The following is a 16327-nucleotide window of genomic DNA, read 5'->3' as shown; positions in this document are numbered from 1 at the left end:
CCGCGCGGGCGGCGGCGCTGGCACCGTGATCACATCGGGGATCGCACCGGCCCGGCCACCGAGGTGCGGTCGACCGGGCCGGACGTGCGGCAGCTCCGCGAGCGGATCGCGGGACGCTGCGCGCAGCGGTGCGTCAGAGGCCGTCGTTGTAGCGCTCGGTGCGCTCGACGTTCCCGCCGCGGCCGTGCGGCGCGGCCGACGTCTCGCGGTAGGTCACCTCGGACCGGCGGCGCCGCGAAGCGAGGGTGACGAACCCGAGGATGAGGGCGAGGATGCCCACGCCGATGCAGATGTAGCCGACCATGGTGAGGTCCATGACGCTCCAGGCGTCCTGCACGGCGAACGCGAGGATGGCTCCGACGAGGATGAGGAAGACTCCGACTCCGAATCCCATGACTGTCTCCTGAACTGGGTGCACCGCAGAGGCTGGACCTCGATCCTCCCGGGCAGCGCCCTGGTTGGTTCGACCGTCCCCGGCGGGGACAATGCGCCTTACGGTGTAGTACGCCTCCACAGTATCCGCGACGCCGGGCCGCCTGACAACAGACACGGCGGTGAGCAGGCGGACCGGCGGCCGCGGACCGAGGAGCCGCAGACATCGCTTCCGCTCGCGGAGACGGCCCGTGAGATTGCGAAGAACTGCGGATCGGCTCTCAGGAACCTTTGGAAATTGAGGTCTGGGGTGGGGTGCGGATGTCGTCGAGCCAGGCGCGGGCCTCGTCGAACGCGGTGTCCGTGGTGCGCGGGTCGACGATCACCGTGTCCCCGGCGGCTGCGGGGTACGACCCGAGGAACTGCATCCGGCGCGCGACCCGGTGGACGCCCATGAGCGCCTCGGCCATCCGCGCCTCCGCGATGTGCCCCTGGAGGTCGATCGAGAACTGGTAGAGGCCCAGCCCGTCCCCGGTGGGACGCGATTCGATCCGCGACATGTTGACCCCGCGCGCGGCGAACTGCTCGAGGAGCTCGAGGAGCGCACCGGCGCGGTCGCTCGACAGCACCGCGACGATCGTCGTCTTGTCCGACCCCGTGGGCGCGGGCAGGTCGGCCGGGGTGCGCACGAGGACGAAGCGGGTGATCGCGTCGTCCCGGTCGCCGATGTCCTCGGCGAGCACCTCGAGGCCGTACCTCTCGGCGGCGAGCGCCGGGCAGATCGCCGCCTGGTACTCGACGTCGCCGGCGGCGAGGTCGCGGGCCGCGGCGGCCGTGGACGACGCCGGCAGATAGTGTGCGCCGCCGAGGTGCTCGCTGATCCACGCGCGGGTCTGCGCCTCGCCGTGGGGATGGGTGGAGAAGCTGCGCACCTCGTCGAGCGTCGTGCCCGGGCGCACCGCGAGGACGAAGGTCACCTGCACGAGCGTCTCCGCGACGATCTGCAGGTGCCCGTTGCGGGTGAGCGCATCGAGGGTGGCCGGCACCCCGCCCTCGAGCGAGTTCTCGATCGGCACGACCGCGCCGTCGAGCTCCCCGCGCGCGAGCCCGGAGAGCGCCGCCTCGGCGTTGTGCATGGGCACCCGGGTGGCGTCGGTGATGCCGCGCGCGGCGAGGAGCTGGATGAGCGCGGCCTCGGTGAAGGTCGCCTCCGGGCCGAGGTAGCCGAACGTCGTCATGACCGGGCACCGTCCTCGTCGACCGCGGAGCCGGGACCGGCTGCCGGGGTACCGGGACCCGCTGCCGGCGCTGTCGCGCCCCGGCTCCGCTTCCGCAGCCGGCGGACGAGGAGCGCCCGGGCGACATCGCGGTACTGGGCGGCGCGGTGGAGCTGGGCCTTGAGATCCTTGCCGGTGACGCGGTGGTGGAGGTCGCACTCGACCTCCTCGACGCGCAGGCCGGCGTTGATGACGTCGATCGTCATCCCGGTCTCGACACCCCAGCCGGCGGCGAACGGCAGGGCGGCGTCGAATGCTTCGCGGGTGAGGCAGCGCATGCCGGACAGCGGCTGGGTCGCCTCGAATCCGGCGAGTTCGCGGATCCCCCTCTTCGCCAGCCCGACGACGAATCCGAATCCGCCTCCGACGCGCTTCTGCGGGGGCAGGATCGCGATCGTCATGTCCGCTCGACCGGCGAGCACCGGAGCGGTGAGCGGCGCGGTGTTCGCCGCCGAGTCCTCGAGGTCGCCGTCGATGAACAGCAGGGCGCGGTGCCGCACCTTCTCGCCGGGAGCCAGTCCGGAGATCTCGCGATTGCGCACCGCGAACGCGCCGGTCATCATCGCCGCCGCCTTGCCGCGGTTCTTCCGGTGGGAGACGACCCGGGCGCCCGCCTCCGCGGCGAGCGCGGCGGTGTCGTCACCGGAGCCGTCGTCGACGACGAGCACGAGGTCGACGCCGGGGATCCGCCGCGCGGAGGCCACCGTGGCGGCGATGCGCCGCGCCTCGTCCTTGGCCGGGATGATCGCGGCGACCGCGACGGGCGCCGCGGGCACGGGCGCTCCGGGCTCCGGGTGTGCGCCGGTCATCAGCGGATGGTGAGCTGGCGGGAGACGACGCCGGCCTTCGCCCGCCGCTCCTCGAAGTCGAGGTTCCCCGTCTCCGCCATGGCCTCGGTGAGCTGCGTGTCGAACGCCGCGAGCGGCTCCTCGACCTCGTCGGGCTGGGTGCCGTCGGGCAGCTCCCACACCGGGATCACGATGCCGTGGGCGCGGAAGCAGCCGAGGTACTTGCCGATCCCGCCGAGCGTGTTGTCGCCGCGCGCGTGGAGGCGGGCGAGGCCGTTCATCACGGTGTCCTCGCCGTCCGTGCGGGCCCAGCGGACGTAGATCCGCCCGCCCATCTCGGTCCAGTACGCGGCATCGGCGGAGACGAGCTTCTCCGTCGGGCTGATGTTCTCGTTCGCCTGCTCGAGGGCGGCGGCGATGTCCTCGTCCTGCTGCGCGGTGTCCTCCGGCAGCCAGTAGTCGAAGGTCTCGCTCACGCTCACGGAGAACGGGACGGAGGTGTCGAGGATGTCCTGGAGGCGCGGACCCTCGCCCGGGTTCGAGTCGGCCTCGGCGTAGGCGCCGGGCTCGCGCTCCTTGACCGCGAGGACCGAAGCGGCGATGTCGCGCGAGGGGTCCGGGGAGGAGAACGGGACCTGGAGGCCGGCCATGATCACGCCGTCGGCGCGGTGGAGCGCCTGCCAGGCCGCCGGGAGGAGCGAGGCGAACGTGATCTCGTCGCCGCCGTACTCCTCGGTGAGCTTCGCGGTCGCCGTCGCGGCGGGCACGAGCTCGCGCAGGCACACGAGGTCGGCCTCGAACGGCAGCCCCTCGAAGGGGCGCTGGACGAAGGCGCCGGCCTGCGCCTTGGCGAGCCGCTTGGCGATGAGTTCTTCCTTGGACTTCTTGGACTTCTTACCCATGAGGTGCAGTCTACTGGGGCGGGTCAGTCCGACCGCGGCGACCCGTCGGAGTACTGCGCGGAGAGGTCCTCCCAGCCGACTGCCATCGCGTCCGTCCCGACGACCCGCTCGACGTCGATGCCGCGCAGCCGCAGGCTCAGCACGGCGAAGCACACGTGCCAGCCCTCGGCGGTCATCGCCGCCTCGGCGTCGGAGGCGAAGTCCTGTCCGATGCCGAGCGTGCACCCGTCCGGGCGCTCGACGATCGTCCAGGTGACGAGGCCGGGACCCCAGCGATGGGAGAGGTGGCGGGGCGCCTCGGCGGTGATGACGGTCGCGTCGACGGGGTCGTCACCGGGGTTCTCACGGGAGGCTGCGGGGCCCACGGAGTCGAGCGGTCGGTCCGGCACGATCGGCGACCACTGCGCGAGGAGCGCGGGGTCGGTGAGGTGGGCCCACACCTCGGCCGGGGAGGCGGTGAGCTCGAGGGTCTGGGCGAGCGCGAACGCCGGACCGGTGCGGTCTCCGGCCGTGATCAGCTCGGTGCGCAGCGGGAGCCCGTCGATCGCCTCGGCGACGCGGGTCCGGGTGGTGTCGGTGATCATGATGGGCCTTCCCTTCGATGACACCGCCAGCGTACCGGGACGGGCCGTCCGGGACCCGCGCCCCCTCAGCCGCGGGTGACGGTCGTGCGCACCGGCACCGGGTTCTCGATGATGTCGAGGACGGGGCAGTTGGCGTCGACGGCGGCGCGCAGCTCCTCGTAGCGCTCCTGGGTCTCCTCACCGTTGAGGGTGATGTGGATGCGGACCTCGGAGAAGCCCGGGCGCACCGAGTCGTCGGCACCGAGCAGGCGGGCGGCATCGAGGTCGGCCTCGGCGGTGACGGCGATCTCGTCGAACGGGATGCCGAGAGTCTGAGCGTAGAGCCGGTAGACCACGACCTGGCAGCCGGCGAGCGCGCCGAGCACGTAGTCGACCGGGCTCGGCCCGGCGTCGTCTCCGGCGAGGGCCGCGGGTTCGTCGACGATGAACGCGTGCCGGCCGGCGCGCACGGTGGTCGCGACGGTGCCGACGCCGGCTGCGGTCGCGCGACTGGTGAGGTGGGCGCTCGTGCGGTCGGCGGCGATGCGCTCGCCCCACTCCTGCCCGGCGCGGGTCAGGCGCTCGGCCCGCTCGGCGGCGGAGGTCGTGGGGACGGTGGTCGGGTGGGCCGTCTGGGCGGCCGGTGCTGTTGTCGTCATGGTGTCGATTCTCGCCGCCGAGGCGCGGGCGGGGTCGGAGTCCCGTCTTCTCCCGTAATCCGGCGTCACCGGATGTCATGTCCGGGCACGGCCGCTGCCGGCGGGGCGTGCTTCAGGGTGTGGGCTGTCCGACCGGGACCGGACGCACCGGTGGGCCCAGCCGGGTGTCGAATCGAGTGCTCGCCAACCGCCGCTCGGTGGCCGCCACGAGATCGAGGACTTCTGAGGCGATGTATGCGCGTCGACGCTTGCCGATCGATCGGGTCTCGAGGATTCCAGCGGCCTCGAGTTCGTCGAGCGCCTTGACCGCGGCTGCCGCGGTCACGTCATGGATCCGCTGCACGGTCGCCGGCGTGAGCACCGGCGATCCCGGGAGGTCCCGGAGCACGAGAGTCACGGCCGAATCGCTGCGCAGTCGGCGAGTCCTGCCTTCACGCCGGCGGTGCCCGTCCAGGCGCTCGTTCCACTGTCCGCGCAGCTCGTCGAGGTCCTCGGCGAAGCTCAGAGCCTGGATGCTCGCTTCGATCACCGCGTCGGCGAAGGTGGTGATCCACCGCTCCACGGCGTCGATGGCGTCGGAGGAACCGGGTGCACCGGCATGGCGGTAGGCGGTGAGCCCAGCGACGTACTCTCCGCTGAGCGTCGACAGCACGAGGCTGACCGGCAGCACTGCCCCGGAGGTCAGTCCGCGCCGGGCGAGCACCGTGTGGATGAGAGCACGTCCCACTCGACCGTTGCCGTCGGCGAAGGGATGGATCGTCTCGAACTGCGCATGGACGAGCGCCGCCTGGATGACCGGGGAGTGAGCCGCCCCGTTGAGGTAGGTGATCCAGTCGTCGAGCAGCCCGTGCACGCGCTGCGGCGCAGGGGGCACGAAGTCGGCGTCGAGCGGGTGACGGCCCGACCCGCCGATCCAGTTCTGGCGCGTCCGCACCCCGTGCATCCGGTGTGCATCCGGGAGCAGCGCGCGCTGCAGGCTGACCACGTCGTCGATCTGCACCGTCGGTGCGGCGACGAGAGCCGTGGTCGCGGACTTCACGATCGTCATATTGTTCGCGACGAGCTGCGCCTGCTCGCTGATCCCCGAGACATCCTCGGACAGACCGAGCTCCGCGAGCGCGACGTTCCGCGGATTCGGCGCGATCCCCTCGATGCGCGAGGAAGCAATCGCCTCCGAGCGCAGCAGGTACCGCGAGACTCCGGCCAGGTCCGCTCCCGCGCGCCGGTCGAGCCGGCGCACGGCCTGTTCGGCCTCGGCCACACGTGCGTCGACCTCGCGGCCGAGGACGAGCGGCATGCCCACGAGCGTGTCCGGAAGGTAGGTGCGGAAGCTCCCGGCCTTCCGGTCGCGCCGCGGGATGCCCGAAGTCTCAGCGGCGACCCATTCGGCCGACTCCCAGATTCCCACGTAGCTCCTAAAGTGAACGTTCGACCCCTGCTTGTTGAGTTTACGCCTTAAAGTAAACAACTGGAAGGGCGCCGGTCGGACGTCCGCCCCCGCGACGGCTGCCCCCTCCGCTCCGCCTCACAGCTCCGGCTGGGACCTCAGGTACCGCCCGAAGTGGGGCACGGTGAAGGCGATGCGGCCGCGCTCGGCGGAGAACACGAGTCCCTTCTTGATGAGGCCATCGCGGGCCGGGGACAGGGACTGCGGCTTGCGGCCGAGGTGCTCGGCGAGGTCCTTCGTCGCGACCCCGGCCGGGTCCGGTGCGACGCCCTCGCGGACCTCGAGATCGGCGAGGCCCTTCATGTACTCCCGCTCCGCCGGTGTGGCGCGCTCGTAGCGGGAGCCGAAGAAGCCGACGGCGAGCTCGTTCTGCGCCGCGGGTGCGGCGACGGTGATGTCCTCGGCGGTGATCGGGGACTTCGGGGCGACGTCCCAGGCCGCCTTGCCGTAGGCCTGGACGAAGTACGGGTAGCCGTCGGTCGCCTCGTAGAGGGCGGCGAGCGCCTCGGCAGTGAAGTCCGCGCCCTCGTCGAGCGCCGGGGTGCGCAGCGCGCGGTCCGCCTGCTCCCGGTCGAGCCGGTCGATGCGCCGGTAGTGGAACAGCCGCTCGGAGTACGACTTCGACGCCGAGAGCACCGCCGGCAGGTGCGGCAGCCCGGCCCCGACGACCACGAACGGCAGCCCGAGCTGTGAGATCTCATGGCAGGCGGCGCACAGCGCGGAGACGTCGGCGGGCTGCACGTCCTGCATCTCGTCGATGAACACCGCCACCCCCTTGCCGCCGTCCTGCGCGAGCCCGGCGATGTCGGTGAACAGCTCGACGAGGTCGATCTCGATATCGCCCGAGTCCGCCCGGCCCGTCACCGCCGGCGCGTCGATGCCCGGCTGCCACTTGTCGCGGAGCTTGGCGTCCTTGCCCGCGCTCCGCTGGGCGAAGGCCTTGAGGATGCCGAGGACGTGGGTGCGGGAGTCCTCGTCGCGGATGCCGAGCTCGCGCACCGCCTGGTGGAGGGCCGCCGACAGCGGGCGGCGCAGCTCGGAGTCCGGCCGCGCCTCGATCTTGCCGGTCCCCCAGCGCGAGCGCACCGCCGAGGAGCGCAGGCTGTTGAGGAGCACGGTCTTGCCGACCCCGCGCAGACCGGTGAGGACGAGGGAGCGCTCGGGCCGACCGCGCGCGATCCGCTCGAGCACGACCTGGAACATGTCGAGCTCGGTGTCGCGTCCGGCGAGCTCGGGCGGGCGCTGGCCGGCCCCGGGGGCATAGGGATTCCGAATCGGGTCCATGGGCACACGGTACCGGCCTCTAGCGCGCTCTAGCCCCAGCGACATACGGGGACCGCCGCCGAGGCGGGCGCCGGGACGCGGGCGCGGAGCGCCGCGCTACTGTGGCAGGCATGGCGATTCTCTTTCCCGGACTGCACAATGACGCGGTGAGGAAGCGGCACGTCCGCTGGGCGCAGGCGCTCGTGGACGACGGCCTGACCTTCGATCTCCTCGTCGACGAGGGCCGCGAGGAGGCGGCCGCGCTCGTCCGCGACGCGCTCGACGGCGCAGGCCCGGATCCGGCCGGACCGGACCCCGCCGAGCGGCCGTCCGCAGCCGCCGCATTCACCCTCGAGCCCCAGGACACGGGGCTCGTCGTCCGCGATGCCGCCGGCACCCTCGCAGGGGTTCTCGTCCTCACCGCGGTGAGCTACGACAACGGCACCGCACTCTTCGTGCGCGCGCTCGCCACCGCCCCGGGCTTCCGCTCGCGCGGTATCGCCACGGTGCTGCTCGGGCTCGCCCCGCAGGTCCTCGGCCAGGCCGGACTGTCCACCCGCGCTCTGCTCACCGGCGCCTGCCCGGAGTCGCTCACCGGCTTCGTCCACCGCGCCGGATTCGTCGTCCTCGAGCACGGGGACGAGCCCCCGTTCGCCTTCAGCGGGATCGAGGACGGGCTGCTCGCCACCTCGGCGACGGACCCGGGTGACCGCTGCTGGTTCTTCAAGGAGGTCGCATGAGACCCCGGCGCGGCGCGACGGGGGTCCGCTGATGCCCGAGGGCCACACGATCCACCGGCTGGCCTCCGCGTTCGACGAGGCGTTCCTCGGCGCCCGGCTCGCGCTGTCGAGCCCGCAGGGCCGGTTCGCCGCCGGCGCCGAGCGCCTGTCCGGGCAGTTCCTGGTGTCCTCGGAGGCCGTGGGCAAGCACCTCTTCCTCGGGTTCGCCCCCGGGGGGCGCGCGCTCGACGGCGGCTCCCCGGAGTCCTACATCCACGTCCACCTGGGGCTCTACGGCTCCTGGACCTTCGCCGGGGACGAGGCGTTCGCCCGGGTCCATGCGATCGGCGCGCCCCGCAGGCGCCTCGGCGAGCAGGAGAGCACCCCGGGCTCCTCGGGCGCGGGCCGAGGTGCGGGCCGAAAGGATTCCTGGCGTCACCTCGCTCCGGGGGAGAATGTGCGCCTGAGGGTCGTGGGACCGCACGGCCTCGCCGACCTCACCGGACCCACCGCCTGCGCAGTGATCGACCCCGTCGAACGCGCGGAGATCCTCACCCGGCTCGGCCCGGATCCCCTCCGCGCCGACGCCGAACCGCAGGCCTTCGTCGACCGGGTGCGCAGGTCGCGCACCGCGATCGGCGCCCAGCTGATGAATCAGGCCGTGGTCGCCGGGATCGGGAACATCTACCGCGCGGAGCTCCTGTTCCGCGCGCGGCTCGACCCGTTCGTCCCCGGCTCGGACCTCACCGCGAGCAACGTGGAGGGCCTGTGGGACGACCTCGTGCCCCTCCTCCGGTACGGTGCACGCACGGGCCGGATCGTCACCACGGAACCCGAGCACCGCGACATCCACCCGATCATCCGGGAGCGCTCGCGCGGCACCCGCCAGAACGGCGACGAGGACCCCGGCGTGGTCCCGAGGGAGAAGTCGTTCTACGTCTACCACCGGCAGGGGCTGCCGTGCCGCCTGTGCAACACCCCGGTGCGCGACGCCGAGATCGCCGGTCGCTCCGTCTACTGGTGTCCGCGCTGTCAGAGCGTGCGCAGGCGCCGCGCGCCGCGGCTCCGCGGAACCTGGCTCGACTGACCGGGCATCCGCGCGGCCGCCGCCGGGTCCTGCATACGTGGGCGAACGACCGCACGGGACCGGGCGACACCGCCCGACGCGGTCATACCCCCGGGCGACACCGCTCGGGGCGGTCATGACCGCGTCGGGCCGCACGTGCGCCGGCGCAGGCCGGGTCCGCCGTCGGTTCCGATTGACGCGCGGACCCGCGCACATAGGATGGTGAACAATCGTTCGGCACGGCTTCGAAGCGCCGTGTCCGCGCGTCCGCACCGCCCACCACTCGAAGGAGAGCACCCATGACCCGTCGGTTCGAGAACACCGTGGCCATCGTCACCGGAGCCTCGCGCGGCATCGGCCTCGGCATCGCCCAGCGCCTCGTCGACGAGGGCGCGAAGGTCGCGATCACCGCGCGCGGCCAGGAGGCGCTCGACGCCGCGGTCGAGACCCTCGGCGGCCCGGAGCACGCGATCGCCGTCGCCGGCAAGGCCGACCAGCCCGATCACCAGGACGAGGTCATCGCGAAGGTCACCGAGACCTTCGGCCCCGTCGACATCCTCGTCAACAACACCGGCATCAACCCGGTCTACGGCCCGATGATCGACCTCGATCTGGGTGCTGCCCGCAAGGTCGTCGAGGTCAACGACCTGTCCGCGCTGTCGTGGACGCAGAAGGTCTACCGGGCATCGTTCGCCGAGCGCGGCGGCCGGGTGCTCAACGTCGCCTCCGTCGCGGGCCTGGGCCAGCCGGAGAACATCGGCTTCTACGGCTCGTCCAAGGCGATGCTCATCCACATCACCCGCCAGCTCGCGATGGAGCTCGGTCCGGACGTCCGCGTCAACGCCGTGGCACCCGCCGTCGTCAAGACGAAGTTCGCCGAGGCGCTCTACGCGAAGGACGAGGAGGGGGTGGCCGCCGGCTACCCGATGAAGCGCCTCGGCACCCCGGAGGACATCGCCGCAGCGTCTGCGTTCCTCCTCTCCGAGGAGGCGAGCTGGATCACCGGCCAGGTGCTCGTGCTCGACGGCGGCAAGGGGCTCATCGGCGGGGTGTGACCCGCACGGACTCCTGTTCGCCCACGCTCGAGGCCGTCTGACCGTTTCCGGTGAGACGGCCTCGAGCGTGGGCGGCACCGGTCCCGCGCGGCTAGCGTGGGACCATCATGAGCCTTCTCCGCATGTCCGCGCTGGCGTCCGCGCTCGCCCTCTCGACCGTGCTCGGCGGGTGCACGCCCGGCGGGAACCGCGCGCCCGAGGACCTCGACCTCTCGCTCTACTCCGCAGCGCTCATCGGATCCGAGGCGGTGTCCGCGGAGGGGGACTCGGAGTACTCGCTGCTCATGATCCGCCCGGACGGCTCGTTCGACCGCTTCGAGCTGGGCAGGAGCGGCGCCGAGCTCGAACGGCAGGGCGACAGCCTGGTGCTCCTCATCGGCCGCACCCTCACCCGGTACGGACCGGATCCGGTGACCGAACGGTTGGGATCCTTCGGGGACACCGGCGACGGCAGCCTGCTCGGCCGGGAGGATTCGACGACGGTCGTCCGCGCGGGAGGGCCGGGCACCGAGGTCGTCGAGATCGGCGCGGACGGCGTCACCGCGGAGCACAGCGTCGAGGGCCGGCCGGTCGCCTCGGGCGCGTGCGGCACGATGACCGCCGTGCTCACCGAGGAGGAGGCCGCGGGCGACGCCTGGCAGCTCACGATGTTCCAGCAGGGTCGGTCGGACCGCCTGGCCGCGCCGATCGAATCAGGGATCCTCGAGGGCAGCACCGGGGATCTCCCCTGCATCGGCGGCCGGCTGTTCCTCACCGAGCGCGTCCACCCGGACGACGGTGTGGAGCAGGGCATCCGGATCCGCGCGATCGACACCGTCTCCGGATCCGTCGAGGAGCAGCTCGTCGACTCCGCCGGGGACGGATTCCTCGGCTTCGGCGAATCGCGCGGCGCTATCGCGGACGACACCGGGGATGCGCTCGTCTGGCTCGATCAGAACGGCACGTTCGAGCAGGTGCCGGCCGCCGAGGTCGACAGCGACCCGGAGCCGGTGCGCTCCCAGGTCCTCGAAGGTGACTTCTCCCCCGACACCGTCCACGGTGCATGGCTCGACGGCGCGGAGGCGGTCGTGGTCCATTGGGCGGAATCCGCCGAGCAGCTCGCCGGTGGCTCCCCCGTTCCGCAGCTCGAGTTCGTCGACCTCGCCGACCCGGCATCGAGCACGCGACTGACGGTGTCCGCGGAGCTCTCCGACTTCACCTTCCGGGGAGAGAACGCGGCCGTCGTCGACGCCGTCCGGCTGCCCTGACCGGGTCGTGCGGCGAGGCCTCCGGCGTCACTCCCCCGCAGCGGCCCCTGCGACGACCGCGAGGATCGCCTCGCCGTACTCGGCGCGCTTCTTGAGCCCGACGCCGCTCACCGTGCCGAGCGCACCGATCGAGGCCGGACGCGCCTCGACGATGCCCACGAGGGTCGCGTCGGAGAACACCATGTAGGGCGGGATCTGCTTCTCCCGCGCGGTCTCCGTCCGCCATTCGCGCAGCGCCTCGAACAGCTCCCGGTCCGCGCCCGCGAGCCCGTCCGCCGCCGAGGCGCGCGCACCCGACGAGCCGCTCGCACCTCGGGACCGGCGGGAGACCCGGGCGGGCTCCGGATCATCGCGCAGGTGCACGGTCTCCTCGCCGCGGAGCACCCCGGTGGCCCGCGGGCCGGGCACGAGGACGTTGTACTCGCCGGCCGCGGCGATGATGTCGGCGGCCATGAGCTGCCGGATGACCGTGCGCCACTGCTTCTCGCTCAGCTCCGTGCCCACTCCCCACACGCTGAGCTCGTCGTGCCGGGACTGCTCCGAGCGCAGATTGTCGCGGCCGAGCAGCACGTCGATGACCTGTCCGGAGCCGAACTGCTGGCCGCGCTCGCGGTCGAGCCGGATGAGCGCGGAGAGGAGCTTCTGCGCCGCGATCGTCGCATCCCATGTGCGCGGGGGTGCCAGGCAGGTGTCGCAGTTGCCGCAGGGGGTCGATTCCTGTCCGAAGTACCGGAGGAGCTGGACGCGCCGGCAGTCGACGGTTTCGCACAGCGCGAGCATCGCGTCGAGGTGGGCACGCTGGTTCCGCCGGAACTCCGGGGAGCCCTCCCCGGAGTCGATGAGCCGGCGCTGGTTGACGACGTCGCCGAGCCCGTAGGCCATCCACGCGGTCGCGGCGAGCCCGTCGCGCCCGGCGCGCCCGGTCTCCTGGTAGTAGCCCTCGATCGACTTCGGCAGGTCGAGGTGGGCGACGAACCGGACGTCGGGCTTGTCGATGCCCATCCCGAACGCGATCGTCGCGACCATGACGATGCCGTCCTCGCGGAGGAACCGGGCCTGGTTCCGGGCGCGATCGGCCGCATCCATGCCCGCGTGGTAGGGCAGCGCCGGGATCCCGCGGGCGTCGAGCGCCTGCGCGAGCGCGTCGACGCTCTTGCGCGACAGGCAGTAGACGATCCCGGCCTCACCATCGTGCTCGCGGGAGATGAAGTCGATGAGCTGCTTGCGCGGCTGGTCCTTGGGCACGATCCGGTACTGGATGTTCGGCCGGTCGAAGCTCGACACGAAGTGCCGCGCCCTCTCCATCCGCAGCCGCTCGGTGAGCTCCTCGTGGGTGGCGCGGGTGGCCGTCGCGGTGAGCGCGATCCGCGGGATCTCCGGGAACTCCTCGGCGAGGAGGGACAGCCCCAGGTAGTCGCGCCGGAAGTCGTGGCCCCATTGGGACACGCAGTGCGCCTCGTCGATCGCGAAGAGCGCCACGGGGGCGCGGTGGAGCAGGGCGCGGGTGCGCTCGAGGACGAGGCGCTCCGGGGCCATGTAGAGGAGGTCGAGCTCGCCGGCGGCGAACGCGGCCTCGACGGTGCGGGCCTCGTCGAGGTCGAGCGAGGAGTTGAGGAACGCCGCCCGGATGCCGAGCGCCTCGAGCGCGGCGACCTGATCGGCCATGAGGGCGATGAGCGGGGACACGACGATCCCGGTGCCCGGCCGCAGGAGCGCGGGGATCTGGTAGCACAGCGACTTGCCGCCGCCGGTGGGCATGAGGACGACCGCGTCCCCGCCCCCGGCGACGTGGTCGATGATCGCACCCTGGTCACCGCGGAAGTCCTCGTAGCCGAAGACCTCGGAGAGGATCCGGAGGGCCCCCGGGGAGCCGGGAGCCGGGGCGGATGCCGCGTCCCCGTCAGTCACCGACGCATCGCCGGGCACCGTGTTCCCGTCGGACACCGATGCCTCGCCGGGCACCTCGGGATCGCCGACGGCTGTCAGGGGTGCGGGCTCGCCGGGTGGCGCTGCGATGTCGTGGGGATGCGCGGCCTCGTCCATGCTCCCAGCCTACGGGTCGGCGCTGACGCATCGCGTGACGAGCTCCGCCGGCCAGGGACGAGAGCGTTCCCGGACACCCGCGGACCACCCCGTGCCGCCCCAGCGGCGCGTGCTGTCGGGCCTGGGTCCGCCTGCCTGATGCACCGGTCCGGGCGCACTCGCCTCGGCGGAGGCTGCCGGCTCAGGCCGGCTCGCGCACCGGCTCCACACGGCCGGCGGGGCCGCCGATGACCGTGGTGAGCAGGGCGACGAGCGCGACGACCGAGGCACCTGCGTACAGGAGGACCGGCGCACCGAGCGGGTAGATGAGCGCGGCCCACGCGTATCCGGTGGCCATGCCCATGAAGCGGGCGGTGTTGTGGAGGCCGAACGCCATCGAGTTCTTCGCCGCGAGCGAGCGCGAGATCGCGTAGGCCGCGATGCTCTGCCCGGCGTTGAGGCCGGTTCCGATGAGCAGGAGGAGCACGACGATCACCGCGACCTGGATCCCGGCGGAGTCCGGCTCCCGTGACGTCCACCAGCCGAGGACGAGCGGGGCGAGGATGAGCACCCCGAGGCCCGCCTCGATGACGGTGCGCATGGAGAGCTTCTCCGACAGCCACGCGGTGAACCTGCCGGACACCGCCATCGCGAACGCCATGGCGAACACGACGAGTCCCACGGGTCCGGGGGTGAGGCCCAGACGCTCACCGAGGTAGAGCGGCATGCTCACGAGGCACACCCCCATGATGAACATCGTCGACCCGGCCGACACCGTGCCGCGGATGTAGCGCTTCTCGAGCAGCGAGCGCGGTTCGAACAGGGTCTCCGGATACCGCGCCGCGAGGATGGCGTAGACGACGAGGCCGACCGAGGCGATGACCGCGACGACGATCTCGGTGAGCGGATCCGCCCGCTGACCGACGAGGGTGACGAGCAGCACCGAGGCGCCCATCGCGATCATGAGCACCGCCATCCCGACCCCGTGGATGGGGGCCCGTCGTCCGCGCACCTTGGGCACCGCGACCGCGATGACGACGGCGAGGATCAGGCACAGCGAGGCCTGGAGGATGAAGACGGCGCGCCACCCGAAGATCTCCGACACCACCCCGCCGACCGGCGGCCCGACGGCCTGCCCGACGCCGATCGCTGAGGCCCACGCCGCCATCGCCGCCTGCCCCTTCGAGGGCCACAGCGCGACGAGGGCGCGCTGCACGCCGGGCGGGAACGTCGAGCACGCGATCCCCTGCGCGACCCGGAGCAGGATGAGCATCTCGAGGTTGACCGAGAACGCGGCGAGCGCCTGCGCCACGACCATGACGGCGAGCCCGCAGAGCACGATCCGCACGGTGCCGAACCGGTCGCACAGCCATCCGGTGAACGGCACGAAGATCACCATGGACACGGTGAACGCCGACACCGCGAGCACGGTCTGGCTGTCGGTCGCCCCGAAATCCTGCTGGATCCGGTGGAGCGGGGCGTTGATGACGTTGCCGGACAGCGCGCCCACGGTCGTGGTGCCGAGCATCGCGAGGTACGCGAGTCTCCCCGGTTCGCGCTCCGGGGCGGAGGAGGACCCTGCGGCGTCGGTCACGCCCCTCAGGCCTCGGTGGGCGCGGCGCCCTGCTCCTCGTCGGGGCGGGTGTACTCCTCCTGCAGCCACCGGCGCACGAGCTCGGTGTCCTGGCCGAGGGCCGGCGGGGCGAGGTCGTAGACGACCGGCGACTTCGACAGCGAGATCGGATTGCGGACGGTGGGGATCGTGCGATCCCCGGTGGTCACCTCGACGACGGGTTCGAGACCGATCCGCTCGGCGAGCTGCACGCCCTGCTCGATCGTGTTGATCGGCGCGCAGGGCAGACCCGCGGCGGTGAGCAGCTCGTACCACTCCTGCGCCGTCCGGTGCGAGAGCGCCTCGATGAGGAGCGGTTCGAGCGCCTTGCGGTTGCTGTTGCGCGGGAAGGCGGTCGCGAAGCGCTCATCGGAGAGCCATTCGGTGCGCTCGACGGCATTCGCGAGCACCGCGAACTGGCGGTCGTTGCCGCACGCGATGATGAGGTCGCCGTCCTTCGTGGGCATCGGCTGGTAGGGGTAGAGGCTCGGGTGCTCGTTGCCCATGCGGTGCGGCACGACCCCGCCGGCCACGTACGCCGAGGTCTGGTTCGCCAGGCCCGACAGCGCGGACGACAGCAGGTTGGTGTCGACCTTCTGGCCCTCGCCCGTGCGGTTGCGGTGCTGGAGCGCGGCGAGGATGCCGATGGTGGTGTGGAGGCCGGTGATGACGTCGAAGATCGCGACGCCGCCGCGGTAGGGCGGGCCGTCGGCGTCGCCGGTGAGGCTCATGAAGCCCGACAGCCCCTGGACGAGCAGGTCGTAGCCCGGCTGCGGGTTGTTCGGTCCGAACCCGGTCACCGAGGAGTAGATGACGTTCGGGTTGGTCCGGGCGACGGTCTCGTGGTCGAGTCCGTACTTGACGAGGCCGCCGGGCTTGAAGTTCTCGACGACGACGTCGGCGCGGCGAGCGAGCTCGCGGGCGAGCTCGAGGTCGCCCGCGTCCCGGAAGTCGAGGACGACATCGGTCTTGTTGCGGTTGACCGACAGGTAGTACGTCGCGTCGTCCTCGCGCACCGGGGGCTTCCACAGGCGGGTGTCGTCGCCGCCGGGGCTCTCGACCTTGATCACCGTCGCGCCGAGGTCGGCGAGCAGCATCGTGGCGTAGGGGCCGGCGAGCACGCGGCCGAAGTCGGCGACGATGATGCCGGCGAGCGGACCGTTTCCGGTGCGCGAGAACGTCTCCCGCAGGTGCTGGGCCTTGCTGTCCTGAGCCGTGGTGACCACGTGTCTCCTCCTCGTGCTGCCCGCCGGAACTGCCGGCGAGCGATCGATCTGTCGGCCGGTACGGCCGTCTCGGGTGGATCCGCGCGCCCCGATCGCCCGGGTGCGCGCG

Annotated in this window: 15 protein-coding genes; 4 read left to right on the top strand and 11 right to left on the bottom strand. The window is 72.2% G+C overall.

Annotated features, from left to right (window positions below):
- Positions 1-133: 133 nt before the first annotated feature.
- The 8 genes from C1A17_RS11470 to C1A17_RS11435 all read right to left on the bottom strand — a co-directional run bounded on the left by C1A17_RS11470 (position 134) and on the right by C1A17_RS11435 (position 7292).
- The gene (locus tag C1A17_RS11470; RefSeq protein WP_101653097.1) at positions 134-394 is read right to left on the bottom strand and encodes a DUF6458 family protein; all 261 of its coding nucleotides are present in this window, start codon (positions 392-394) and stop codon (positions 134-136) included.
- Positions 395-653: 259 nt separating this feature from the next.
- Positions 654-1610 carry a prephenate dehydratase gene (gene pheA / locus C1A17_RS11465; protein ID WP_101653096.1) on the bottom strand — a complete coding sequence of 319 codons (957 nt, stop codon included), beginning with the start codon at positions 1608-1610 and terminating at the stop codon, positions 654-656.
- A complete protein-coding gene (locus tag C1A17_RS11460) occupies positions 1607-2458 on the bottom strand; it encodes a glycosyltransferase family 2 protein (RefSeq protein WP_101653095.1) in 852 nt (283 codons plus the stop codon). Before C1A17_RS11460 ends, pheA begins: the two co-directional genes overlap by 4 nt.
- Positions 2458-3339: a DUF5926 family protein gene (locus tag C1A17_RS11455; protein WP_101653094.1), complete on the bottom strand. Its 882-nt coding sequence runs from the start codon at positions 3337-3339 to the stop codon at positions 2458-2460. The genes C1A17_RS11460 and C1A17_RS11455 overlap by 1 nt, the downstream gene beginning before the upstream one ends.
- 23 nt (positions 3340-3362) lie before the next feature.
- Positions 3363-3923 carry an SRPBCC family protein gene (locus C1A17_RS11450; RefSeq protein WP_101653093.1) on the bottom strand — a complete coding sequence of 187 codons (561 nt, stop codon included), beginning with the start codon at positions 3921-3923 and terminating at the stop codon, positions 3363-3365.
- A 65-nt stretch (positions 3924-3988) separates the two neighbouring features.
- Positions 3989-4561 carry an OsmC family protein gene (locus C1A17_RS11445; protein ID WP_101653092.1) on the bottom strand — a complete coding sequence of 191 codons (573 nt, stop codon included), beginning with the start codon at positions 4559-4561 and terminating at the stop codon, positions 3989-3991.
- 112 nt (positions 4562-4673) lie between these two features.
- A complete protein-coding gene (locus C1A17_RS11440; RefSeq protein WP_245873716.1) occupies positions 4674-5969 on the bottom strand; it encodes a Fic family protein in 1296 nt (431 codons plus the stop codon).
- 117 nt (positions 5970-6086) lie between these two features.
- Positions 6087-7292 (bottom strand): ATP-binding protein, encoded by a 1206-nt coding sequence (locus C1A17_RS11435; protein ID WP_101653091.1) that lies wholly within the window; start codon positions 7290-7292, stop codon positions 6087-6089.
- Positions 7293-7402: 110 nt separating this feature from the next.
- Between C1A17_RS11435 and C1A17_RS11430 the strand changes: the two genes are divergently transcribed.
- The 4 genes from C1A17_RS11430 to C1A17_RS11415 all read left to right on the top strand — a co-directional run bounded on the left by C1A17_RS11430 (position 7403) and on the right by C1A17_RS11415 (position 11358).
- The gene (locus C1A17_RS11430; protein ID WP_101653090.1) at positions 7403-8011 is read left to right on the top strand and encodes a GNAT family N-acetyltransferase; all 609 of its coding nucleotides are present in this window, start codon (positions 7403-7405) and stop codon (positions 8009-8011) included.
- Between the two features lie 31 nt (positions 8012-8042).
- The gene (locus C1A17_RS11425) at positions 8043-9077 is read left to right on the top strand and encodes an Fpg/Nei family DNA glycosylase (RefSeq protein ID WP_101653089.1); all 1035 of its coding nucleotides are present in this window, start codon (positions 8043-8045) and stop codon (positions 9075-9077) included.
- Positions 9078-9355: 278 nt separating this feature from the next.
- The gene (locus C1A17_RS11420) at positions 9356-10111 is read left to right on the top strand and encodes an SDR family oxidoreductase (RefSeq protein ID WP_101653088.1); all 756 of its coding nucleotides are present in this window, start codon (positions 9356-9358) and stop codon (positions 10109-10111) included.
- Positions 10112-10218: 107 nt separating this feature from the next.
- Positions 10219-11358 (top strand): hypothetical protein, encoded by a 1140-nt coding sequence (locus C1A17_RS11415; protein WP_146000626.1) that lies wholly within the window; start codon positions 10219-10221, stop codon positions 11356-11358.
- Between the two features lie 27 nt (positions 11359-11385).
- On the opposite strand, the gene recQ is transcribed toward C1A17_RS11415, so the two are convergent.
- From recQ to C1A17_RS11400, 3 genes are all read right to left on the bottom strand, one after another.
- The gene (gene recQ, locus C1A17_RS11410) at positions 11386-13401 is read right to left on the bottom strand and encodes a DNA helicase RecQ (protein WP_101653086.1); all 2016 of its coding nucleotides are present in this window, start codon (positions 13399-13401) and stop codon (positions 11386-11388) included.
- A 181-nt stretch (positions 13402-13582) separates the two neighbouring features.
- A complete protein-coding gene (locus C1A17_RS11405; RefSeq protein WP_101653085.1) occupies positions 13583-14974 on the bottom strand; it encodes an MFS transporter in 1392 nt (463 codons plus the stop codon).
- Between the two features lie 5 nt (positions 14975-14979).
- A complete protein-coding gene (locus tag C1A17_RS11400) occupies positions 14980-16218 on the bottom strand; it encodes a CaiB/BaiF CoA transferase family protein (protein WP_245873712.1) in 1239 nt (412 codons plus the stop codon).
- Positions 16219-16327: the final 109 nt, after the last annotated feature.

Source organism: Brevibacterium ihuae (assembly GCF_900184225.1).
GTDB lineage: Bacteria > Actinomycetota > Actinomycetes > Actinomycetales > Brevibacteriaceae > Brevibacterium > Brevibacterium ihuae.
Note: the sequence above shows the minus strand (reverse complement) of the source record. Positions and strands in the feature narration are given on the sequence as shown.